Annotated in this window: 26 protein-coding genes and 1 riboswitch; of the genes, 12 read left to right on the top strand and 14 right to left on the bottom strand. The window is 58.2% G+C overall.

The annotated features are described in order from the left end of the window. Nucleotides 1-7: 7 nt before the first annotated feature. Genes pduP through pduA form a run of 14 tightly spaced genes read right to left on the bottom strand, consistent with a single transcriptional unit; the run spans nt 8 to nt 10768 of the window. Nucleotides 8-1399 (bottom strand): CoA-acylating propionaldehyde dehydrogenase PduP, encoded by a 1392-nt coding sequence (gene pduP / locus NWP14_RS21420; RefSeq protein ID WP_346430749.1) that lies wholly within the window; start codon nt 1397-1399, stop codon nt 8-10. After that, the gene (gene pduO / locus NWP14_RS21415; RefSeq protein WP_375215941.1) at nt 1396-2403 is read right to left on the bottom strand and encodes a two-domain cob(I)yrinic acid a,c-diamide adenosyltransferase PduO; all 1008 of its coding nucleotides are present in this window, start codon (nt 2401-2403) and stop codon (nt 1396-1398) included. Before pduO ends, pduP begins: the two co-directional genes overlap by 4 nt. A gap of 9 nt (nt 2404-2412) precedes the next feature. Then, nucleotides 2413-2688: a propanediol utilization microcompartment protein PduN gene (gene pduN / locus NWP14_RS21410; RefSeq protein WP_095098816.1), complete on the bottom strand. Its 276-nt coding sequence runs from the start codon at nt 2686-2688 to the stop codon at nt 2413-2415. Nucleotides 2689-2691: 3 nt separating this feature from the next. Then, the gene (pduM, locus tag NWP14_RS21405) at nt 2692-3183 is read right to left on the bottom strand and encodes a microcompartment protein PduM (RefSeq protein WP_095098813.1); all 492 of its coding nucleotides are present in this window, start codon (nt 3181-3183) and stop codon (nt 2692-2694) included. Further along, nucleotides 3180-3812 (bottom strand): phosphate propanoyltransferase, encoded by a 633-nt coding sequence (locus NWP14_RS21400; RefSeq protein WP_346430752.1) that lies wholly within the window; start codon nt 3810-3812, stop codon nt 3180-3182. The genes pduM and NWP14_RS21400 overlap by 4 nt, the downstream gene beginning before the upstream one ends. Next, on the bottom strand, nt 3812-4276 hold the full coding sequence (locus NWP14_RS21395) for a BMC domain-containing protein (protein WP_375215940.1): 465 nt from the start codon (nt 4274-4276) through the stop codon (nt 3812-3814). Before NWP14_RS21395 ends, NWP14_RS21400 begins: the two co-directional genes overlap by 1 nt. Nucleotides 4277-4299: 23 nt before the next feature. Next, a complete protein-coding gene (gene pduJ, locus NWP14_RS21390) occupies nt 4300-4575 on the bottom strand; it encodes a propanediol utilization microcompartment protein PduJ (RefSeq protein WP_001057755.1) in 276 nt (91 codons plus the stop codon). Between the two features lie 19 nt (nt 4576-4594). Continuing rightward, entirely contained in the window at nt 4595-4945 is a 351-nt protein-coding gene (locus tag NWP14_RS21385) for a glycerol dehydratase reactivase beta/small subunit family protein (RefSeq protein ID WP_095098804.1), read from the bottom strand. Further along, nucleotides 4935-6767, bottom strand: a complete 1833-nt coding sequence (locus NWP14_RS21380; protein WP_095098801.1) for a diol dehydratase reactivase subunit alpha — start codon at nt 6765-6767, stop codon at nt 4935-4937. Before NWP14_RS21380 ends, NWP14_RS21385 begins: the two co-directional genes overlap by 11 nt. A 9-nt stretch (nt 6768-6776) precedes the next feature. Next, on the bottom strand, nt 6777-7292 hold the full coding sequence (gene pduE, locus NWP14_RS21375; RefSeq protein ID WP_095098799.1) for a propanediol dehydratase small subunit PduE: 516 nt from the start codon (nt 7290-7292) through the stop codon (nt 6777-6779). 14 nt (nt 7293-7306) lie between these two features. Further along, nucleotides 7307-7981 carry a propanediol dehydratase medium subunit PduD gene (gene pduD / locus NWP14_RS21370; RefSeq protein WP_159865456.1) on the bottom strand — a complete coding sequence of 225 codons (675 nt, stop codon included), beginning with the start codon at nt 7979-7981 and terminating at the stop codon, nt 7307-7309. Nucleotides 7982-7991: 10 nt separating this feature from the next. Next, a complete protein-coding gene (gene pduC / locus NWP14_RS21365; protein WP_095098795.1) occupies nt 7992-9656 on the bottom strand; it encodes a propanediol dehydratase large subunit PduC in 1665 nt (554 codons plus the stop codon). Between the two features lie 18 nt (nt 9657-9674). Next, entirely contained in the window at nt 9675-10487 is an 813-nt protein-coding gene (gene pduB, locus NWP14_RS21360) for a propanediol utilization microcompartment protein PduB (RefSeq protein WP_095098793.1), read from the bottom strand. Then, entirely contained in the window at nt 10484-10768 is a 285-nt protein-coding gene (gene pduA, locus NWP14_RS21355; RefSeq protein ID WP_095098790.1) for a propanediol utilization microcompartment protein PduA, read from the bottom strand. Before pduA ends, pduB begins: the two co-directional genes overlap by 4 nt. Before the next feature lie 524 nt (nt 10769-11292). Here pduA and pduF point away from each other — a divergent pair. The 12 genes from pduF (at nt 11293) to NWP14_RS21295 (ending at nt 22587) form a co-directional block, all read left to right on the top strand. Further along, entirely contained in the window at nt 11293-12117 is an 825-nt protein-coding gene (gene pduF / locus NWP14_RS21350; RefSeq protein ID WP_095098788.1) for a propanediol diffusion facilitator PduF, read from the top strand. A 186-nt stretch (nt 12118-12303) separates the two neighbouring features. Next, nucleotides 12304-13215: a regulatory protein PocR gene (pocR, locus tag NWP14_RS21345; RefSeq protein ID WP_095098786.1), complete on the top strand. Its 912-nt coding sequence runs from the start codon at nt 12304-12306 to the stop codon at nt 13213-13215. A gap of 259 nt (nt 13216-13474) precedes the next feature. Continuing rightward, nucleotides 13475-13787: riboswitch (cobalamin riboswitch) on the top strand. A 218-nt stretch (nt 13788-14005) separates the two neighbouring features. Next, nucleotides 14006-15385, top strand: a complete 1380-nt coding sequence (locus NWP14_RS21340) for a cobyrinate a,c-diamide synthase (protein WP_095098784.1) — start codon at nt 14006-14008, stop codon at nt 15383-15385. Next, nucleotides 15382-16341, top strand: coding sequence for an adenosylcobinamide-phosphate synthase CbiB (gene cbiB / locus NWP14_RS21335; protein ID WP_375215939.1), 960 nt, complete (start codon nt 15382-15384; stop codon nt 16339-16341). Before NWP14_RS21340 ends, cbiB begins: the two co-directional genes overlap by 4 nt. Nucleotides 16342-16351: 10 nt before the next feature. Further along, entirely contained in the window at nt 16352-16984 is a 633-nt protein-coding gene (locus NWP14_RS21330; RefSeq protein ID WP_346430757.1) for a cobalt-precorrin-8 methylmutase, read from the top strand. After that, nucleotides 16981-18120, top strand: a complete 1140-nt coding sequence (cbiD, locus tag NWP14_RS21325) for a cobalt-precorrin-5B (C(1))-methyltransferase CbiD (RefSeq protein ID WP_375215938.1) — start codon at nt 16981-16983, stop codon at nt 18118-18120. The genes NWP14_RS21330 and cbiD overlap by 4 nt, the downstream gene beginning before the upstream one ends. Then, nucleotides 18114-18719 carry a cobalt-precorrin-7 (C(5))-methyltransferase gene (locus NWP14_RS21320; protein ID WP_375215937.1) on the top strand — a complete coding sequence of 202 codons (606 nt, stop codon included), beginning with the start codon at nt 18114-18116 and terminating at the stop codon, nt 18717-18719. Before cbiD ends, NWP14_RS21320 begins: the two co-directional genes overlap by 7 nt. After that, nucleotides 18709-19278, top strand: a complete 570-nt coding sequence (locus NWP14_RS21315) for a decarboxylating cobalt-precorrin-6B (C(15))-methyltransferase (protein ID WP_346430759.1) — start codon at nt 18709-18711, stop codon at nt 19276-19278. Before NWP14_RS21320 ends, NWP14_RS21315 begins: the two co-directional genes overlap by 11 nt. After that, entirely contained in the window at nt 19271-20044 is a 774-nt protein-coding gene (locus NWP14_RS21310) for a cobalt-precorrin-4 methyltransferase (protein ID WP_095098772.1), read from the top strand. The genes NWP14_RS21315 and NWP14_RS21310 overlap by 8 nt, the downstream gene beginning before the upstream one ends. Then, complete coding sequence (cbiG, locus tag NWP14_RS21305) at nt 20025-21080, top strand: cobalt-precorrin 5A hydrolase (RefSeq protein ID WP_095098770.1); 1056 nt, start codon at nt 20025-20027, stop codon at nt 21078-21080. The genes NWP14_RS21310 and cbiG overlap by 20 nt, the downstream gene beginning before the upstream one ends. Next, entirely contained in the window at nt 21080-21805 is a 726-nt protein-coding gene (locus NWP14_RS21300) for a precorrin-3B C(17)-methyltransferase (RefSeq protein ID WP_095098768.1), read from the top strand. The genes cbiG and NWP14_RS21300 overlap by 1 nt, the downstream gene beginning before the upstream one ends. Next, a complete protein-coding gene (locus NWP14_RS21295) occupies nt 21802-22587 on the top strand; it encodes a cobalt-precorrin-6A reductase (protein ID WP_159865486.1) in 786 nt (261 codons plus the stop codon). The genes NWP14_RS21300 and NWP14_RS21295 overlap by 4 nt, the downstream gene beginning before the upstream one ends. The last annotated feature ends 4 nt before the right edge of the window (nt 22588-22591 follow it).

Genomic DNA, 22591 nt, shown 5'->3' with positions numbered 1-22591 from the left:
TACCTCGTTAGCGGATAGAAAAGCCGTTGGTCAGTACGCAGCGCCGGGAGCGAGCAAACGTTCGCGCTGAGGTGGTGCCTTCACCCGTTGGCGTAGCGATAGTAAAGGTCGTAAAGCCCTCGCCGCCGACCCCGATACCGGCATAGGACGGCCCATTTTTCACGAAGATGGAGGTCTGCAGCGTGCGGGCTGCGAGGTTCAGGCGTGAAACGTTTTGCGAGTGCATGATGGCGGTGTGGTGCAGGCCGTCTTCCACCTTCAGGGCCAGCGCCAGCGCGCTATCAAAATCGCTCACTTTGACAACGGGCAGCATCGGCATCAGCTGTTCGCTGGTGACCCACGGATCGTCGGCGCTGACGACGGCTATCAGCAGGCGAGGTTGTTTTGCCGGCGCGCTAATGCCGGCCGCCGTCAGCAGAGCTGCCGGGCTTTTCCCGACCAGCTTTTTATTCGCCTGTCCTTCCGGCAGGCAGACGGCGCGGAGCCTGTCGACCTCTGCGGTGGTTAGCAGCAAGGCGCCAAATGCCTGCATTTGCTGTACCAGACTATCGGCGACGCTCTCCACCACAATCAGGCTCTTCTCGGCAATGCACGGCAGGTTGTAATCGAACGCCGCGCCGTTGATGATATCTTCGGCGGCTTTGACTAAATCAGCGGTTTCGTCAACGATACAGGGCGGGTTACCGGCTCCGGCGCCCACGACTTTTTTCCCGCTTTTCATTCCCATAGCGACAATTCCCGGACCACCGGTAATAGCCAGTACGGCAATCTTTGGATGGGCCATCATCTGCTGGGTGGCTTCAAACGTTGGCTCCGCGGCGGTGACCACCAGGTTACGGATACCGCAGCAGCGGAAGGCGATCTCTTCAATCATGCTGATGAGCTTCAGAGAGACGGTTTTTGCTCCCGGGTGTGGGCTAAAATAAACGCTGTTGCCCGCCGCCAGCATGCTGATGCTGTTGTTGATGATCGTTTCCGTCGGGTTAGTGCTCGGCGTAACGGAGCCGATAACGCCAAACGGTGAATATTCAAAAAGCACCATCCCGCCATCGCCGGTGAGCGCGGTAGTGGTTAAATCCTCGATTCCCGGCGTGTTGTCCAGCGCTGCCTTATTCTTGAGGAACTTATCCTCTTTATTGCCCATTCCCGTTTCTGCCGCGCTTTCGGCGGCAAGGGGAGAAAGATGGGGCGTCAGCTCCAGGCGCAGGGCGCTGATAATGGCGCTGCGAGTTTTGAGCGGACACTGCTGGTAGCGTAAGAAAGCCTGGTGTGCGGCATCAACCGCTGCGTTGACGGACTGAAAGACGCCGCTGCCCTGCGGTTGATGAGGCGCTTGTGCCGGGGCCAGCTGCTCGCTCAAAATGGTGCGGATAAGGGTTTCGAGTTCACAAGTATTCATTGATTAGTTCCCACGTTAATAGCCGCCATGGCGGCCTGTGCAATATCCATGTCCTGTTCAACGCTGCCGCCGCTGATACCCAGGCCGCCAATCAACTGGCCTTCACGCCACAAGGGGTATCCGCCGCCAAAGGTGACGACCTTTCCCTGCATCTGGCTCTCCAGACCATAAAGCGGCGCGCCGGGCTGCACCGCGCTTGAAAGCAGGTGAGTGGCTGTTTTCATCGCCACCGCGGTCCAGGCTTTCTTTGGCGCCAGCTCGCTGCTGACCAGCAGAGCGTCCGGCATCCGCCAAATCACCGTTTGCGTGCCGTGCGCGTCGACGATGCCGATCGCTACCGGCACCTCAAGCTGCCGGGCGCGCTCAACGGCGGACCGCGTAAGCTGATGGAGATCGTTGAATGAGAGGGCCATAAGAGTCTCCTTGCTGCGGGGGGGCTGGCTGGCAGCCAGATAGCGCGCGCTGATTTCACTAATGATGCTGTTGCGATGCGCAACGCTATCTTCGGCACGAGCCAGCGCGTACAGGCAGTCCGATAGCCGGTTGAGGTAGCGCATCAATACCTGGCGAACGTTAACTTCTCCCGCCAGCTCAACCAGGCGACGTTCGGCCCGACGGGCCAGCGCACGGGCAAAATGTAGGCGGCTCGCGGCTTCGCTGCGTCCGGGTAAAATAAAACTGTGAAGCGGTTCGACGCGGTCCATCGCCCGATCGATTGCGGCCTCAAGCGCGGAGATCTCTTCGCTGCTGATGTAGCGCTGCTTTGGTGACGGCTGCTCGCTGTCGCTGGCCAGCTCGGCGCTAAACCAGAAAATCTGCTGCTGGATGGCCTCAAGTAAGGTGCGATGGTTTTCATCCGCGGCGGCGCAGGTACACAGGCTCAGCGCCGCATTCAGCTCATCCAGCGTGCCGTAGGCTTCAACGCGTGGGTGGGTTTTGCTCACGCGCTGGCCGGTATATAGTGAGGTGGTGCCTGCGTCACCCGTTCGGGTATAAATCGCCATAATTTCCCCTTAACGCGAAAGCGTATCGACAATGCCAACCACGGCGAGGTCAATGGCCTCATTCGGCCCGGAAAAAACATGTCTGGCGCTGGAGCCGCTGCTGAGCAGCACCAGTTCACCGACGCCTGCGCCTACGGAGTCAACGGCAACCTCATCGCCTGACGTCGGCGATGCGGGAAGTTCGCCATCGGCGCTGACCCGACGGACCAGCAGCAGCTTTTTCCCTATCAGGGAGGGCGATTTTTGCGTGGAGACAACCGCGCCCGTGACTCGTGCCAGATGCATGATTTACTCCTGCTTGATTAATTGAATATTGCGCGCGCTCGCTGCCTCCCGCGCCAGAGCGGTAACCACGCACCGGCGGTGGAGGACCACGCGCCCGGCGTCCCGACCGGCGACATCGCGATAGCTGAGCACCGGGGCGGCATGCAGAACGAGCGGCTGCCCATGCTCGTCGGTAAACGTCACCGGTAGACGGGCCAGTTTTTTTAGTGGCATAGCCTGCAGCAGACCGCTATGCAGGGCGAGCTCGACGTGGATACCCAAAGCAATGGCGTGATGAATGATCGCGACCCCCGGATCTGCGGTTTCCCTTTGTACAAGCCGGCCCAGCAGGGGAAGGTCGATGAGCACAATGCGCAGCGAAGCGTACTGACAGCACAGGCTCAGGCCGTCCATCTGGCGAAGCTGCGCCACGCTCAACGTGGCCGTGCTGCGGGCGCGCTGCTGCAGCCGGGAGACGACCTCCTCAATAACTCGCCGCAGGGTTTCGCCGTTCATCGCGAACTTACCAGCCTGGCGAAGGCTTGCGGGTTATCGGCACCTGCGGCGTTGGCTTCGTCGGTATCAATATGCATTTCGAGGCGCATTTCCGCCGCCACGCGTACGGCGACGTTGTCGAAGATCAGCCGACGGTCGTTACCTTCAATCGCCACGGAGACCCGGTCGCCGTGGGCTACGCGAAGGATCAGCGCATCAAGGGGCGACATATGAATATGCCGCTGGGCGACGATAACCCCGGAGGGTAAATCCAGTTCGGCAAATGGGCTGACCAGGCGGATGCCGGGCGTCCCCTGCAGGTTACCGGACATTCTTAACGGCGCCGTAATCCCCAGCGTGCGGGCATCCGTGCGCGATATTTCTACCTGACTTGCTGAGCGCAGCGGCCCCAGCAGGCGCACGTTATTTAGCTGGCCCTTCGGACCAACCAGGGTGACGGTCTGCTCGGCGGCATACTGTCCTGGCTGCAGCAGCGCTTTTTTCTCCGCAATCGGGTGGCCGGGGAAAAGCCTCGCGTAATCCTGTGCGGACAGATGGATATGGCGGTTCGAGACGCCCAGAGGAATCGGGCGCTCGCGCATCTCATCGAGAACTTTGCTCACCGTCGAGGCCAGCAGCTGTTTATCCATTACTCTTCACCCCGCTTACCTGAATGCAGGCAGAGTGAACGAGGATCGCCCTTCTGGCGCCGGCATTGTGGGTCCAGACACAGGTTGCAACTGACCCGTTCGGCGGCCGACGGTTCTTCATCTGCCGGCGCTTCTGCAACGATGACGTCAGCCGTATCGGGTTCATCGGATTCAGGCGGCATAACGGAGGAGAGAGGGGAGTCCGTAGGCAGGATCCCTTCTCCGGGTCTGGCGATAACCTTGTGGGCAACCAGACCGCTATGCCGTTCGGCAAACTGTTTACCGGTCATAATGGCCGCCTGCACGGAGGCCACATCCCCGGTAATTTTGATAACCATCCAGCCTGACCCATTGGTTTTTTCGAGGGCGACCAGCGTGATAGCAGCGGATTTCGCCATGATATCGGTGCAGCTGATAGCCAGTGCCAGACCACAAACTTCGAGTAATCCCAGTGATTGCTTCACGCGGTGTTCCTTATTGGCTTCGATCAGGCTGATTTCGGTAAAATGGCCTCAACGTCGCTGTGCGGCCGTGGAATAACGTGGCAGGACTTCACTTCGCCAACCACGCTTGCCGCCGCGCTGCCCGCATCGACGGCTGCTTTTACCGCGCCGACATCACCGCGCACCATCACGGTAACAAGGCCGGAGCCAATTTTTTCGTAGCCAACCAGCTGCACGTTGGCGGATTTCACCATCGCGTCAGCAGCTTCAATGGCACCCACTAACCCTTTTGTTTCAACCAGTCCCAGTGCGTTGTTCATACTACGGTTCTCCTGTTGCTTAGCTATTTAGATCCCGAAAAGGGATCCCTTTGACAAGCCGTGCCGCGTTGTTACCTGTACTGCGTTGGGCCTGACTGTCCTGATGGCGCATCAGCGTAAAAAGCGGCGCGGATGCGGATAAATTCTTGTAGTGCACGACCAGCGTGCGTTGGTCGCAGGCGATGCCAACCAGCAGCGGCGAGCTTCGCGCCGCCTGCCATGCGCAGCTGGTTACGTCCCCGGCCGATTGCTGCTGAAGCAGGAATGGAATGCCTTCCTCTTCAATACCCAGCAGCACTTCGCGCCAGAGGTTGATGCAGTCGGCCAGGGCGATAATGATGATTGCCGGCGCGGTGTGGTTACTCTCCATGCGCAACCTCCTTGTACCAGGAGAGGATCAGCCCGGTAGCCACCGCGTTTCTTGGGCCTTCGCTACCGCGAATATTTCCCCGTCCGGCGACCAGCCGGTAGTGGGCCAGCGCATCGGTAACGAGCTGAGGAACTTCAAAATCAAGGGCTGACCCGCCCACTAGCACCACAAAAGGAATGTCGCGAATGTTGCCGGTAGGGCTGACCTGACGCAGCGCGCGCAGCGCATTGGTAACAAAAACACGCTCTTTGGCGCTACGGCGAATGGCGCGCACTTTTTCCAGCGCTAAATCGCCGGGAAGAGGCAGCAGTTCATCGGGTTTCACCACGCAGACGCGTGCAAAAACGCCAGCAGGGAGCGGTGTCGGGAAAAACTGGACGCTGCCGTCTTCATGGCGCAGATGGAAAAGGCTTTCAACTTTGGCTAACGGGTATTTTTTAATCTCTTCTGCCAGGTAGCGGTCGCTAAGCCCGAGCTCACGGGCAATAATCATCGTGACCATATCCCCGGCGCCCGCCAGATGGGTTGCGACGATCTCGCCTTGAGGGTTGATGATTGAAGCATCCGTTGAGCCGGCGCCGAGATCGAGAATCGCCAGCGGGCGCGTCGTACCCGGCGTGGTTAGCGCGCCTAAAATGGCGGCTTCCGCTTCGGCGCCGCCAACCTGGACGTCAATGCTGAGCTTGTGCTTTATTTCCTGGGCAATCATCGCCATTTGCAGGCGGTCTGATTTCACCATTGAGGCAATGCCTACGGCCTGCTCCAGCGAGAACTCGCCGGCAAGCCCGCCGGTCACGCTAACCGGCACGGAGGTATCGACGGCCAGCAGATCCTGAATAAAGATTTCGCTACTCGGTTTGTTCGTCAGGACGGCCATCGTCTGACGAACATTCTCCAGCATGCCGCCAATGTTGGTTCCGGCTTCCCCGATGACGTTATCCAGCCGGCTGCAGGCGGAAACTGCTTTCATGATGGTTTCCGCTCCGGCGGCGACATCGACGCGCACGGTTTTTCCCTGCGCAAGCAGCTCAATATTTCCGGCCGGGATAGCGCGGGCTTTGACGTCTCCGGAGGGCGTTTTAACCACCACGGCGGAACGGTTGCCTATGAGCGCGCGGGCCATTGGCACGATGTTTTTTGTCTCATCGGCAGTGAGGTTAAACACGGTGGCGATGCCGTAAGGGTTGGAGAGTGTTTCAATAACCTTCCCCGGAACGGCAACTTCAATCGCCGCCAGCATCCCCAGCGGAATACGGTCGATGTGGCGCACTTCATCGATAACCGGCGCTATTTTTTCCAGCCGGTTGCTAACCAGCACACCATCGTCACGCTGCAGAATGACGCCGGTAATCCGATATCCGGCGCGTACCGCAGCGTTAATCATGGTCGCGACATCGGCGAAATCGAAGGCTGATGAAACGACCAGGATATAGGGGCTATCCGCCGGGCGCGTCAGCAGCTCCTCTGGGGTAATCGTCAGCCCAACGCCGATACCCACTCCGCCCGGCGTTTTCGGGTTATGGCCGATCATGGTCGATTCGGTAATGATGGTTTCGGTAATGGTCTCCATGGCGACATCGCCAATAACCGGCGTGGCCTCGTTGATACGAATGAGCGAAATATCGCTGACATTGATCCCTGCGCGTCTTGCCGCGAGGGAGAGCGCTTCCTGAATGCCAAACACGTTACGCAACGTGCCTTTGATTCCGGTCGTCTCCGCCAGCGCGCTGTGGGTCATCGTCAGCACGCCAGCCTCATCAAGTCGCGCCAGCGCGACTTCTGTCGATGAGTTCCCAATATCAATGCCAGCTATATATCTCATCCCGGCTCCTTAATCGTCGCCTTTGAGCTTTTTACGCTCGACGTACAGCACCGCTGCTTCACGAACGAAAGCTGCGCAAATCTTTGCCTGATAACGGCTTTCGAGATCGTCAGCAATAGCCACCAGCTCTTCTTTCGTTGAGCGGTACGGACGAAGAGCGTTATAGATTTCAAGAATGCGGTCATCCGGTACGGCGGTCAGTTCGGCGGCTCGCTCAAAGTTCATCGCCAGCCTGTCGCGGCCCGCATCTTTAGCAATCGACGCCTGTAGACGCAGGGTTTCCGGGGTAATTCGCATATCCTGAGCGGTGACTTTGTTACTCAGTACGTTTTCCAGGGTGAAGTCATCCAGCGTTTTGCCGGTGGCGGTTTTAACCCATTCAGGGTGCTTATTGGCTAGCGGATAGTCGCTCACCTTAGCCTGGCCAGGAGCGCCGCTGCTTGCCGTTGCGGGGGCGTCATCCTGCAGGCTATTCATGCGGCTTAAAACGTCCCGGACCATTGATTCAATTGCTTCGGTATTCATGGGGTTATCCTTTATCAGAGCGCCACGCGCAGTTCCTGCGGGTTTTTGCCTGTCACGACGTATTTGGTCTCTTTAATGTGCAAAATGGCCGACTTCGCCTGGTATTTTGGGCGGGCCATCTGGTCATTTAGCGTCGGGACCGGCTGCGGCGACTCGCGCTTCGCATAGCGCGCGGCGTTTTTACCAATCTGGCGATAGGTTTCCAGCGTCAGAAGCGGAGCCTGGGGGAACAGCTCGAGGTTGGAGAGCGGCGGCAACCCCTGCTGGTGGATAACCGTGGTGCCTTTTGACTGGATACCGATGGAAATGCCCGAGCCGCTCAGCCGGTTGCCTTCAACGGCGACGAACGCCACGTCCGAGGATTTGAAGCAGCGAATTACGCGCGCTTTGATCCCCTCTTCTTCAATACCGGCGATCACTTCACGCAGGATGTTTTTATGCGGTATGCCGACGATATTAACGGTCTGAGACAGGCCGAATGCCGGACCAACGGCGATAATCACTTCGTCCTGCTGCGTGCCCTGGCGGGCTTCTCCAGCTTCTGTCAGAAAGCTGTCGCCAGCGGGCGTTGCGGCCTGTTGGACGGCAGATGCTGCCGGCGCATTAAATGAGACCGGTTTATCGCTGCTCTTCATTTCACTGAGCACATCTTCAATTATCTGGCGCAGCAATTTTTCATTAATTTCCATTTCTCACCCCTTAACCGAGCTCGTTAGGATCAAGTGCGCCAGGGATGTTTTTAATCTCTTCCCAGCGTTCACCCTGCAGGCGATAGCCCGTTGCCGGACCGGCATAATCATTGACGTCATTCACGGCCGAAAGCACCTGTCCGTCGCCGACGATAATGGCCGAGGTATGCAGGTAGTCGCCGGTCAGCTTGGCTTTCTGGATATTGAGCATGTCCTGCGCAACATCGGTAAACCCACCCTGAGCGAGGGCCTTTACCACCTCCAGGCCATTACGGTTCTTATTGATGATTTCCTGGGCGAACTTGATGTCTTCGACGATATTGCGCTCTGGCATATCTTTCGAGCCGTGGGCGTAGGTCGCGGCTTCGACCTCTTCATCGGTAATCGGCGGCAGGCCCATTCCGGCAAATACGGCCTGCAGAGCGCGGGCGGCTTTATTCCGAATTGCGATAACGTCCTCTTCACGAACCGGGCGCAGACCGCCGTCCACTTTCAGGTCACGCTGGATAACGTTGTAGTCGTCAAAATCTTCCGCATCTTCGTTGGAACCGGCGAACATGTTGTCGTAGTTCGGCACCGCGGAATAACCCGAAGATATAAAGTCGGTGCCCGGCAGGAACTGCATCAGCAGACGCGCGGTGCGGCGCATATCGGAGTGGGTGAAGGTCTGGTCATTGCTGGAGGCGCATTCCAGATCCAGCGCGGAGCAGATCAGGTTTTCCGCCAGTACCGCACGAATACCCGAGGGCACCGCAGAGGGAACGCCGATGCAGCTTACGGAGCCGTTTTGCAGACCCTGCACGCCAGCGGCTTTGGTGATGTAGATGCAGCGAGCTTCCAGATAGAGCATCGATTTACCTTCGGCATAGCCCATTTGAACTTCTGAACCAGAGCCTGAGGTGAAGCGCATTTTTAAACCGCGCGATGCGTAAGACGAGGCGAGAAAGCCTTTCGACCACGGGGTGTCGTCACCGTCGGTGAAGACGGGCTCAGTCCCGTAGACCGAAATGGTTTCGGCGTAGCAGGTGTGGCCCAGCATGCCGAGCTTGAGTTCGGTGGCTTCTTCCAAAGAGCATTGGGTCAACACGCCGGGACGGCCAACCTGTGAGCCAACCAGCAGGGCAATCGCATTAAACGGCGCGTATCTGGCAACGGCGACGGTCGTTTCCTGCTCATCAAACCCGCGCCATGCGCCTTCGGCTGCGTCGGCGGCAATTTGTACCGGGTTATCTTTGACGTTAGTGACATGCGCCTGCTGCGACGGCGTACGACGAGCGCGCATTTTCTGCATCGCCATCATCATCTCAACGACGTTCATATGCGACACGACTTCGACAATTTTTGCCGGGGTCATGGCCGTCGTCAGGGGGACAATATTGCTGCGCTTAACGTTAGGATCGCACAGCATGTTGGCAAGCCTGACCGAGTCCATCGCCATAACTTCTTCGGCACGGTTCAGGTTGATGCCGTAGCGGGCAATAAAATGGTCGATCAGGTCAAATTCGCTGACCGGTTTCCCGTCCAGCTCGGTCACCGCGCCGTTAGCGATTTTAATGGAGGGTTTTGGGTCGTTCGGGCTTTCCATCGCGATAAAGCCTTCTTCGATCCACTCCTTAACGAAGCCGTCCTGATTCACCGGGCGTTTCGCGAGTGCTTCAAATCTTTTCGATCTCATGAGTCAGCCTCGTGGGTATCAAATGTAGGACGGGCGATCGTTCTTCGGTTCGCAACCGAGGGTCGCCAGGACGGTTTTGCCGATTTCCCGGGCGGAGATAACCGCCTGGCGTACCGCACCCGAGTCGCCGGAAATGACCAGAATGGCTTCGTTGCTAAAGCTGGTGCCATGCGCCGGCGAGCTATAGGCGACAACCTCGACGTTGGCCGACTTAAGCGCGGTATCCGCCATTAGCACCCCTACGGAAGCGGGTGCGCCGACGATAATGCCGCAGGCCCGGCCGATGGGGGCGCCGAAGGCTTTTTCGAGGGCGTAGCTGGCGCGAGCGGTGTACTGGAGCTCGATGTGGCCCGCCTCGTTGGCGTAAACGTCGCCGAAGGTGCGGTCGAGCTCTTTCAGCGCGACTTCGATCCCGCGTTTGACGTCGGAAACGTCGTTACCGCCTAAAATAATCAGCGAACCGTGGCCCGCTCCCCCTTTGGTATCGCGGGGGAGTTCGATGCTGACCACTTCGGTGTTAGTGGCTTTAACCGCTTCGTCTGCGGCCATAATGTGCGGGCCCGCGCCGGTTCGCGCGCCGAGAATGCCAATGGAGCGATAGCGTTTCTCAAGCTTCATCGCTTCCAGCAGGGCGCTATCGACGTTGGCGATAACCAGACCCAGGGTGTCGCCAATGGCGGTCCCGACAAACTCCGTTAAACTGCAGCTTTTCTCTGCCATAGCCGTCTCTCGTATTGGATGGGTTTCAGTAGGGATGACCTGCCGTTCCGGCGCTGCCACTCGGGCAATCACCTGCGCCATGATCTGTTCCACCAGCTCATTGCTGCTCATTGGCTAATTCCCTTCGGTAAGATTTTTTCTACATCTGAGTGGGGGCGGGGGATGACGTGTACGGCTTTCACTTCACCCACGTGGCGTGCGGCTGCGGCACCGGCATCGGTGGCGGCTTTTACCGCACCGACGTCGCCGCGCACGATGACCGTCACCAGCCCGGAGCCAATTTTTTCGTAGCCTACCAGCACCACGTTGGCTGATTTCACCATTGCGTCAGCGGCCTCTATGGCTGCGGTTAAGCCCTTGGTTTCTACCATTCCTAATGCTTCTTGTTGCATAAAGACCTCGCCTGGATTGTTCCAATGTTGATGACTATAAAAAGAAGCAAGGGAAAAGAATGGCTGACTTGAATTTTAAAACGGGGAAATAGTTGTCTTATAATAATAAAAAAACAGATGAATTAATTTTAATGCATTGTTTTTGTTGTCTTTTATTTTTATTGGTTATGTGATTATTTTGTTTTTTATATTCCAGTTTTACATTTTAATAGATGACAGATTAATTGTTGTTTGCTATGTGGGGGAATGCATATGTGATACCGGTTTGAAAAATGACATTCAGGAATTAGCAAAATATTGCTATGTATATTTATCCGGAATATTTGCGGAATAAGGCATCAAGCCTGTGCGGAACAATAGCGGAAGAGCAATAATTTGTTACTCATGAACGATTTTTCAGAGCCCAGCGTCGACAGATTGCCAACAATTTGTGGGCGCCAGTTTCTATAGTGATGCTCGCTGTACCCATTGCCAGCATAGCTTGGTGCTGGTCAGGACACGAACTCTGCTAAGAAGGTGTCACCATGAATGATTCGCTAAAAGCACAATGCACTGCCGAGTTTTTGGGCACCGGGCTGTTTCTGTTTTTTGGTATCGGATGCCTGAGTGCGGCAAAGATCGCCGGGGCAAGCCTTGGTCTTTGGGAAATTTGTATTATCTGGGGGTTGGGGATTTCTCTGGCCGTCTATCTGACCGCCGGGATATCGGGCGCACATCTCAATCCGGCTATCACCGTCGCCCTGTGGCTGTTTGCCTGCTTCCCAGGCAGGAAAGTCGCGCCTTACATTGTTGCGCAGGTCGCGGGGGCTTTTGCCGGCGCGCTGTTGGCGTACCTCCTTTACAGTAGCGTATTTACCGGGTTCGAAGCGACGCATCAGCTGGTGCGTGGAAGCGTTGAGAGTCTTCAGCTAGCCAGTATATTCAGTACCTACCCGGCAGCAGAGCTGAGCGTCTGGCAGGCGGCATTCGTTGAGATAGTGATAACCTCAATTTTGATGGGCATGATTATGGCGCTGACCGATGACGGCAACGGCGTACCGAAAGGGCCGCTGGCCCCTTTGCTTATTGGCCTTTTAGTCGCGGTGATTGGCGCCTCCACCGGGCCGCTCACCGGCTTTGCCATGAATCCTGCCCGCGACTTTGGGCCGAAAATCTTCACCTGGCTTGCCGGCTGGGGCAATATTGCCATGACCGGCGGACGAGAGATCCCGTACTTTATCGTACCGATCGTTGCGCCATTAATTGGCGCCTGCGCCGGGGCGGCCATTTATCGATACTTTATTGGTAATAACCTGCCTTGTAATACCTGCAAGCTGGAAGACAAGGAAGGCAAGTTCCACGATGCGTGACGGTTAATGAAATACTGAAAATGATTCATGAACCGGTATCACGAACTGGTCAAAAAGTCTCCCGCAGGTGGGAGACTTTTGTTATCGTCACCCTACTTTCTATCATGAATTTTAGTTGCAATAATGAAAAGTAAATATGAATAGAATGTTTTATTCATAACAATAAATTAACTGGGAGGTTTTATCATGATTTCTGCGAGCTCGCTTAACTCAGAACTCATTAATAAAATCGCGCAGGATTTTGCTCAGGCTACCAGTCTGGCGGTAGTGGTTGTGAATATTCATGGTGATGAAATTTCTGAGCTGTTTAATTTTACGTCCTTCTGTCAGCTCATGCGTCAACATCCTCAGCATAGCATCCGCTGCCGTATGAGCGATCGCTGTGGTGGCCTTGAGGCCTCAAAATCCGATCAGCCGTGCATTTATCGCTGCCATGCAGGCTTAACGGATTTTTCCATCCCGCTGGTGATCGCCGGGCATCTCGTCGGGTTTGTTCTGTGCGGGCAGGTTCGCCTGCGCGAGGATGTCGAGCTGGTCGATATCCTGAACGTGGATATAGGCTGGCAGGCCGATTCTGAACTATTGAGCGAGTTTCGCAACGTCCCGGAAATGGACTATTCCAGGGTCATTGCCTCGGCCGACCTGCTGAAACTTATCGTGGAAAACTGCCTGAAAAAACAGCTTAACTTTGTTGTTATTAAGGATAATCAGCAGCAGCCGGAGCCCGTGCGAACCCAGCGGGGCGTGAACCCTCACGATGGCAAAATGAAAAAGGCATTGCGCTATATCGACGCGCACCTGTCTGACGAACTACGCCTGGAGGAGGTCGCGAACCATGTTTATCTCAGCCCCTACTATTTCAGTAAGTTATTCAAAAAGTATCAGGGAATTGGCTTTAATGCCTGGGTGAATCATCAGCGTATGGTGAGCGCGAAGGAGCTGCTTTCTCACAGCGACTGGAGTATCGCCAGCATTGCACGTAATTTAGGATTTTCTCAAACCAGCTATTTCTGCAAAGTTTTTCGTCAAACCTATCAGATCACGCCGCAGGCTTTTCGCCAGCAAATAAATTCCGGATCACAAACTGAGCCATTTTAAATGACAATATTTTGTTATGGCTTTTTTTTGATATGTCTACGTATCCGCCTCATTATAAAAATAAAAAATCCCCTCCAAAGCAATAAATTGTCATAGCGCAACAAAATAATGAGCGGAGCAGGATAAGCTGCACCAGTTTTTATTTCTTTGATGGAGTAGAGTGACATCAGAAATTACCTTTCGTTTTCCAGCGTCTGATGAAGGGCGCAGTGACGAAGTAGATAAGCTGAAAATAAGCGATGGCGAGAGCCTCGGAGCTCTGGCCATAAAACCGACAGGTACGGCACGAAACGTGCCAGGGAAGGGGGTGAAAATCCCCCGCAGCCCCCGCTGCTGTGATGCTGACGAACCCATATTTACCTAAATATTCACGTTGCAGGATAACAGGCTTCAGCCGCTTTCAAACTGCGCCTGAGCCGGCCCCACAGGGATGAGGCCATAGACGGGCCTGCTGCTGTCGCCAGCGGGCGCAACGTGAAATATGCCGGGTAAAAACCACTGATCGCAAGATTGGGAAGGATGGGAGAGGATGACGCTAAGCCAGAAGACCTGCCTGTCCGTGATTACCAACAACTTCGGTGGGAAGTGGGTTGCTCAGAGGCGTACGGTCGAAAGACCAGGGTATATCTCTTACATCATTCAGGTCTCAGCCAGGCGGCGACGCGGCGGGGCTCCGCAAGCTTGCAAAAGCAGGTGATCGGGGCGAAAGCGCGGGCCAGCAGCGCTGTCACCTGAGGAATGGCGGGTATACGCACCTTTACATCCCTACCACCCTGAACAGGATCGGGGTATGGCGGCAAGGCTTCACGCATTTATTCTCGCAGGTACCGGCAGCGGCTGCGGTAAAACCACGGTTACGCTGGGGCTGCTTAGCCTGTTGAAAAATCGCGGCATGCGGGTTCAGCCCTGCAAGGTTGGCCCCGATTATCTTGATACCGGCTGGCATACTGCCGTTTGCGGCACGGCTTCCCGTAACCTCGACAGCTTTATGCTGCCCGAACCCGTTCTCAACGCGCTGTTCTGCGAGCGGATGCAGCAGGCGGATATCGCGGTCATTGAAGGCGTGATGGGCCTTTATGACGGCTACGGCACCGACCCCAACTACTGCAGTACCGCCGCGATGGCTAAGCAGCTCGGCTGTCCGGTGATTTTGCTGGTGGATGGCAAAGCGGTCTCCACCTCCATCGCCGCAACGGTGATGGGGTTTCAACACTTCGATCCGAGCCTCAATATTGCCGGCGTTATTGTTAATCGCGTCAACAGCGAATCCCATTATCAGCTGCTGAAAAGCGCCATTGAACGTTACTGCGCGCTGCCGGTTCTCGGCTATGTCCCGCGGATGGACGGCGTTGCCTTGCCCGAGCGGCATTTGGGGCTGGTTACCGCCCGAGAATCGGTGGTCAATCAGCAGCCGTGGCAGGATTTTGCCGACACGCTGGAGCGGACGCTGGATATTACGCAGCTGCTTGCCGTCAGTCGGCTCCCGGCCCTACCCGCCGGGGAGTGTCCCGCGCTGCCTCTGCCTGAGTCCGGCGCGGGCCTGACACTCGCGCTGGCCGACGACGAAGCCTTCAACTTTTACTATCCGGATAACCTCGCGCTTCTCGAACGCTGTGGGGTGAATATCGTCCGCTTTAGCCCCCTGCATGACCGCGATTTACCCGCCTGCCAGATGATCTGGCTGGGCGGCGGCTACCCTGAAATTCACGCGGCCGCGCTTGCGGCGAATACGACCATGCTGGCCCAGCTGCGGGCGGCGCACCAACGGGGAGTGGCCATTTACGCCGAATGCGGCGGGTTGATGTACCTGGGAACCTCGCTGACGGATGCCCGCGGCGAGGTTTACAGAATGGCGGATATTATTCCTGGCCACAGCCAAATGGGCTCACGGCTGACTCGCTTTGGCTATTGCGAGGCGCAGGCCACGCGGCAAACGCTGCTGGCGGCGCCGGGAGAGCGGCTGCGTGGGCATGAGTTTCATTACTCGGATTTTACGCCTGATACCCCCGCAGTTCTGGCATGTCGCAAGGTGCGTGACGGTATGACCCTGCTGGAGTGGTCCGGCGGCTGGCAGGTAGGCAACACTTTTGCCAGCTACCTGCACGTTCATTTCGCCCAGCGCCCCGCAATGCTCAAGCACTGGCTGACGGCCGCAAGGGAGGCGCTATGACGCTGCTGGCCTGGTGCGTGGCCTGGACCCTCGATTTTATTATCGGCGATCCGCAGGGCTGGCCTCATCCGGTACGCTGGATCGGCAACCTCATTACCGCGATCCAGCGCCCGGTGCGCCGCTACTGCCGCAGCGATCGCGCATTAAGGATCGGCGGAGGGCTAATGTGGCTGGTCGTTGTTGGCCTCACCTGGGGGATCTCCTGGGGCGTACTGACGCTGGCAGAAGCGATTCACCCCTGGCTGGGATGGGCTATCGAGGTATGGATGGTCTTTACGGTGCTGGCCGGGCGCTGTCTGGCCAGCTCCGCCCGGGAAGTCGAACGCCCACTGCGCGCGGGCGACCTTGCCGCGAGCCGCGAGAAGCTCTCGTGGATTGTCGGGCGCGACACCTCGCAGCTGCAGCCGCAGCAGATTAACCGCGCGGTAGTGGAGACGGTGGCGGAGAACACCGTCGATGGCGTTATCGCGCCGCTGTTCTTCCTGCTGCTGGGCGGCGCGCCGCTGGCAATGGCCTATAAAGCCATTAATACCCTCGATTCGATGGTCGGCTATAAGCATGAAAAATACCGCGCCATCGGTATGGTCAGCGCGCGCCTTGACGACGTCGCCAACGCGATCCCCGCCCGCCTGAGCTGGCTGCTCTTCAGCGTCGCGGCATATTTGTGCCGCCTCGATGGCGCCCGGGCCTTCCGTATCGGCTGGCGCGACCGCTACAACCACAGCAGCCCCAACTGCGCATGGTCGGAAGCCACCGTTGCCGGCGCGCTGGGTATCCGCCTCGGCGGCCCGAATGACTATTTCGGCCAGCGTGTAGACAAGCCCTGGATAGGCGACGCGGTACGCGACGTTTGCGTTGACGACATTTCCCAAACGATTCGACTGATGTGGGTCGCCTCAACTCTGGCACTGGCGCTGTTTATCGCGGCGCGGTACCTGTTGATTGGCGCGGCCTGAGGACAAAACGATGCACTACATCCAGCAGCCGCAGGCAATTGAAGCGAAAAGCTTCGACATTATTGGCGAAATTATTGCGCAAACCCGCCCGGACTACCGCTTTGCCAGCCCCCTGCACGAAGCCATTATCAAACGGGTTATCCATACCACCGCCGACTTCGAATGGCTGGATATCCTGTGGTTTTCCAGCGATGCGCTGGAACGGCTTTGCGCCGCGCTCGAACGTCGATGCGTGATTTACACCGATACCACGATGGCGCTTTCAGGAATCAATAAAACGCTGCTGGCGAAGTCGGGTAGCGAGTGCCGCTGCTATATCAGCGACCCGCGGGTGGTGAGCGCGGCCAAAGCCCAGGGGATCACCCGCTCAATGGCCGCCGTCGATATCGCGGTAACCGAAGAGGGCGAGAGGCTGTTTGTTTTCGGCAATGCGCCAACCGCGCTGTTTCGTCTGCTCGAACACGATGCGGCGGTTAGCGGCGTGGTGGGGGTTCCGGTGGGTTTCGTCGGGGCTGCGGAATCAAAAGATGCGCTGACGAAAAGCCGCTTTCCGGCCATTGCCGCCCTCGGGCGCAAAGGCGGGAGCAACGTTGCCGCCGCCATCGTCAACGCGATGCTCTATTACCTGGAGCGCACACGATGAGCGAGCAATCCTTTGATGCGCCGGTCTGGCACAACGGGAAGGCGCTGCGTAAAGGCTATACCACCGGGTCCTGCGCTACCGCGGCGGCGAAAGTTGCGGCGCTGATGGTCCTGCGCCAGCACCTGATTCATCAGGTCTCGATCGTTACGCCATCGGGCGTGACCCTCTCTCTGAACGTTGAGTCGCCGCATATCGAGGGGCAGCAGGCGATTGCGGCCATCCGTAAAGACGGTGGCGATGATGTCGACGCCACGCACGGGATGCTGATTTTTGCCCGGGTCACTCTCAATGAGAGCGGTGAAATTAGCCTGCAGGGCGGCGAGGGCGTCGGCACCGTGACGCGTAAAGGGATTGGTCTGCCGATCGGCAGCCCGGCGATTAACCGTACGCCTCGGCAAACTATCGAGTCGGCGGTGCGAGAAGCCATCGGCCCCGCGCGCGGGGCGCAGGTGGAGATTTTTGCCCCGGAAGGCGAAGAGCGGGCGCAAAAAACCTATAACTCGCGGCTCGGTATTCTGGGCGGTATTTCGATAATCGGTACCACCGGGATCGTCACGCCGATGTCCGAAGAGAGCTGGAAGCGCTCGCTGTCGCTGGAGCTGGAAATCAAGCGCGCGGCGGGCCTGGAGCGGGTGGTGCTGGTGCCGGGCAACCACGGGGAGCGCTTCGTGCGCGAGCAGATGGGTATTGATTCCCAGGTCGTGGTCACCATGAGCAACTTTGTCGGTTACATGATCGAAGAGGCGGTTCGGCTGGGCTATCGGCAAATCGTGCTGATCGGGCATCCGGGTAAGCTGGTCAAAATTGCCGCCGGTATTTTTCATACCCACAGCCATATTGCCGATGCGCGGATGGAAACGCTGGTGGCGCATCTGGCGCTGCTCGGCGCGCCTATCGAACTGCTCAAACTGGTCAGCGACTGCGACACCACCGAAGCGGCAATGGAACATATCGACGCCTACGGTTTTCAGCATCTTTATAACCATCTTGCCGAGCGGATCTGCCTGCGCGTGATGCAGATGCTGCGCTTTACCAAAACGCCGCCAGTCTGCGACGCGATCCTGTTCTCCTTTGATAACAAGGTTCTCGGCAGCAGTCGCCCGGTCGCAGAGATTGCGCGGGAGATGGCATGTTAACGGTGGTCGGCATGGGGCCGTCGGGGCTGCACCTGATGACGCCTGCGGCGCGGGACGCGGTGGCGGCGGCAGACGCTCTGGTCGGCGGCCAGCGCCATCTGCAGCAGTTCCCCGAATTTCGCGGCGAACGCTTTGCTTTGGGCGCCAATATTCCTCAGCTGCTGGCGTGGCTCGGCGAGCGTGAGGCGCAGCGCGTGGTGGTCCTGGCTTCCGGAGACCCTCTGTTCTACGGCATCGGCAGCCGTCTGGTCGCCCACTTTGGCCTGGAACGCGTGCGCATTATTCCCGGTATTAGCGCCGTGCAGTATCTGTGCGCGCGTTCGGGGATCGATATGAACGATATGTGGCTCACCAGTAGCCACGGCCGCAGCGTCAGTTTTGACGAGCTGGCGCGCCATTGCAAGGTGGCAATGGTAACGGATGCCCGCTGCGGCCCTCGTGAAATAGCCGCCCAGCTCACGGCACGCGGCAAAGGGTATCGCTGGATGGTGATTGGCGAAAATCTGGCGATGGATAACGAGCGGATCCACTGGCTACCGGTCAGTGAGGTCGACGCCGAATATGAAATGAATGCGGTGGTGATCCTCGATGAAAGATGAGCTTTTTCTGCGCGGTGAGAAAGTCCCGATGACCAAAGAGGCGGTGCGCGCGCTGGCTCTTGCAAAGCTGGAGCTGCATCAGGCCAGCCATCTGATTGATATTGGTGCCGGGACCGGCAGCGTCTCGATTGAAGCGGCGCTGCAATACCCCTCCCTGCGGGTGACGGCAATCGAACGAAACCCGGCGGCCCTGCGGCTGCTTGACGAAAATCGCCAGCGCTTCGCCTGCGGCAACATCGACATCTACCCCGGTGAAGCGCCGATGGTTATCACCGAGCAAGCCGACGCGATTTTTATGGGCGGCAGCGGCGGCCATCTCGAGGCGCTGATTGACTGGTCGCTGCAGCAGCTCTATCCCGGCGGCCGGCTGGTGATGACCTTTATCCTGCAGGAGAACCTCAGCGCCGCCCTGGCGCACCTGCAGCAGTCCGGCATCACCGGGCTTGATTGCCTGCAGCTCAACGTTTCGTCCCTGACCGCGCTCGGTAGCGGCCACTACTTCAAACCGAATAACCCCGTTTTTGTTATCGCCTGTCAGAAGGAAGAAAACTATGGCTGAGACATTTGATTCCCGTTGTGTATGGTTCGTTGGCGCAGGGCCGGGGGACCGCGAGCTGATTACCCTCAAGGGCTACCGGTTACTGCAGCAGGCCCAGGTGGTTATCTATGCCGGATCGCTTATCAACACCGAGCTGCTGGCGTACTGCCCGGCGGATGCGGAGTGCCACGACAGCGCTGAATTGCATCTCGAACAAATTCTCGACCTGATGGCGGCGGGCGTAAAAGCGGGGAAGACGGTGGTACGCCTGCAGACGGGGGACGTGTCGCTCTACGGTTCCGTGCGTGAGCAGGGCGAAGAGCTGACCCGTCGCGGCATCGGCTGGCAGGTGGTGCCGGGAGTCAGCGCGTTCCTGGGCGCTGCGGCCGAGCTTGGCGTTGAGTACACCGTTCCGGAAGTCTCGCAGAGCCTGATTATCACCCGCCTTGAGGGGCGCACGCCGGTGCCGGAACGCGAGCAGCTGGAATCCTTTGCCAGCCATCAAACCTCGATGGCGATTTATCTCTCGGTTCAGCGGATCCATCGGGTCGCCGAGCGCCTGATTGAGGGCGGCTACCCGGCGGCCACTCCGGTGGCGGTTATCTATAAAGCGACCTGGCCTGAGAGTCAGACCGTACGCGGCACGCTGGCCGACATTGGCGATAAGGTTCGCGAGGCGGGGATCCGCAAAACGGCGCTTATCCTGGTCGGCAATTTCCTCGGTACGGAGTACCACTACTCCAGACTCTATGCGGCGGACTTTAGCCATGAATACCGTAAAGCCTGAATCCATAGCTCTTTTTTGCCTGACGCCCGGCGGCGTGCTGCTGGCTAAACGGCTGGCGGCGATGCTGCCGGTCACCTGCTTTACCAGCGAGAAGCTGCTGGAGGAGGGATTTACCGCCTTTGACGGCGGGTTTGCCGCCAGCGCGCGCGACGCTTTCGCCAACTATTCCGCGCTGATTTTTATCGCCGCGACCGGCATCGCGGTGCGCGTGCTGGCGCCGCTGGTTAACGACAAGTTTAGCGACCCGGCGGTGGTGGTGATTGACGAGCGCGGCCAGCACGTGATCAGCCTGCTTTCCGGCCATGCCGGCGGCGCCAACGCCTTGAGCCGCTATCTGGCCGGCATGCTGGGCGCCGATCCGGTGATTACGACGGCCACCGACGTCAACGAAATGGCGGCGCTGGATACGCTGGCATTCCAGCTTAACGCCCGGATGAGCGACTTTCGCACGGCGGTAAAAATCGTCAACCAGCTGCTGGTGAGCCATAAGCGCGTCGGGCTGTGGTGGGACGAGGAGCTGGCTGAGGACGTACGCCACTGCGATCGCCGGGGGTTTATCACCGTCAGCGACCTGCAGCGGCTTCCCGCACTCGATGCGCTGGTGTGCGTCAGCCTGCGCAACGACCTTCCCGAGCTCCCGGTTATGCACTGGAAGCTGGTGCCGCAGCGGGTTGTGGCCGGAATCGGCTGTCGCCGCGATACGCCTTTCCCGCTGCTGGCAGCGCTGCTGGCCCGGCAGCTGGCGGCACAAAAGCTCGACCCGCTGGCGCTAAAAGCCATCGGCAGCGTCACGCTTAAAAAAGATGAGCAGGGGCTGATTCAGCTTGCCTCCTGCTGCCGCGTGCCGTTTGAAACCTTTAGCGCCGACGCCCTGCGCGAACATGAACACCGCTTTCCGGTGTCGACGTTTGTCCGCCAGACCGTCGGTACAGGAAGCGTCTCCGGTCCGGCAGCGTGGCTGCTGAGTCATGGACAGCTGTTAGGCGAGACCCTGCGCGAACAGGGCGTCACTATTACTTTGGGAGTTTCACACTGATGTTAACCGTTATTGGGATTGGCCCCGGCTCGCAGGCAATGATGACTATGGAGGCCGTTGAAGCGCTCCAGGAGGCGGAAATTATTGTCGGTTATAAAACCTATACCCATCTGGTGAAGGCCTTTACCGGCGAAAAGCAGGTGATAAAAACCGGGATGTGCAAAGAGATTGAACGCTGCCAGACCGCGATTGAGCTGGCGCAGGCCGGGCACAAGGTCGCGTTGATCAGCAGCGGCGATGCGGGAATTTATGGCATGGCGGGGCTGGTGCTGGAGCTGGTCAGCAAGCAGAAGCTGGACGTCGAGGTTCGTCTGGTTCCGGGGATGACGGCCAGCATCGCCGCGGCTTCCCTGCTCGGCGCGCCGCTGATGCACGACTTTTGTCATATCAGCCTCAGCGACCTGCTCACGCCGTGGCCGGTTATCGAAAAACGCATTATTGCTGCCGGCGAGGCTGACTTTGTTATCTGCTTCTATAACCCGCGTAGCCGGGGCCGTGAAGGCCATCTGGCGCGCGCCTTCGAGCTGCTCTCTGCCAGTAAAAGCGCGAATACGCCGGTGGGCGTCGTGAAATCGGCCGGGCGTAAAAAGCAGGAGAAATGGCTGACGACCCTCGGTGAGATGGATTTTGCACCGGTAGATATGACCAGCCTGGTGATCGTCGGCAACAAAGCCACCTATGAGCAGGATGGCCTGATGATCACCCCGCGAGGCTACACGCTGTGAATGGGGGCGAGGTGCTGGTGATAGGCGGAACCAGCGACGCCCGGGCGCTATGCCAGCAGCTGGATGCGGCGCAGGTCAGCTATACCCTGTCGGTTGCCACGCCCGTCGGCAGGGCGCTGGCCGGTGATATCAAAGGCCGGATACGCTGCGGCCGCCTGGAGCTGAGAGAGATGATCGCCTGGCTGCAGGAAAACCGTACCCGCTGGGCGATCGACGCCTCGCATCCCTACGCCGAGGCGGTGAGCCGCAATATTGTGCGCGCCTGCGCAGCGACAGGCGTGCTGCTGAGCCGCTATCAGCGTCCCGAACAGCTCAGCGAATTGACGCATCCGCAGCTTTATCCCGTGCAAAGTATTGCGCAGGCCTGCGCTGTCGCACGGCGCTTTGGCGAGCGCGTGCTGTTGACTACCGGCAGTAAGGAGCTGGCGCTCTGGCGGGAGGGATTAGCCGGGAAAACGCTGCTGGCGCGCGTGCTGCCCGTTGCTGAGGTGATGACGCAATGCGCCGAACTCGGCTTTGGCGTCGGCGAAATCTTCGCGCTTTGCGGGCCGTTTAGCGCCGAATTTAACGCCGCCTTTTATCGTCAGTGCCGGGCCGATGTGGTGATCACGAAAGCCTCCGGCGCCGAAGGCGGCTATCGGGAAAAAGTTCAACCCTGTCTGGATGCAGGTATTCCCTGCATCGTAATTACCCGTCCGGCGCCGCTGGTGACCGGTGACGAATTACTGGAAAGTCAGGCCGCATTTGCCGGGCGCTTAGCGCGCTGGCTAGCTGCTGCTTAAGGAG

This window comes from Klebsiella sp. C349492 (assembly GCF_042055345.1).
Lineage (GTDB): Bacteria > Pseudomonadota > Gammaproteobacteria > Enterobacterales > Enterobacteriaceae > Klebsiella > Klebsiella scottii.
This window is presented reverse-complemented; position numbering and strand designations above follow the sequence as displayed.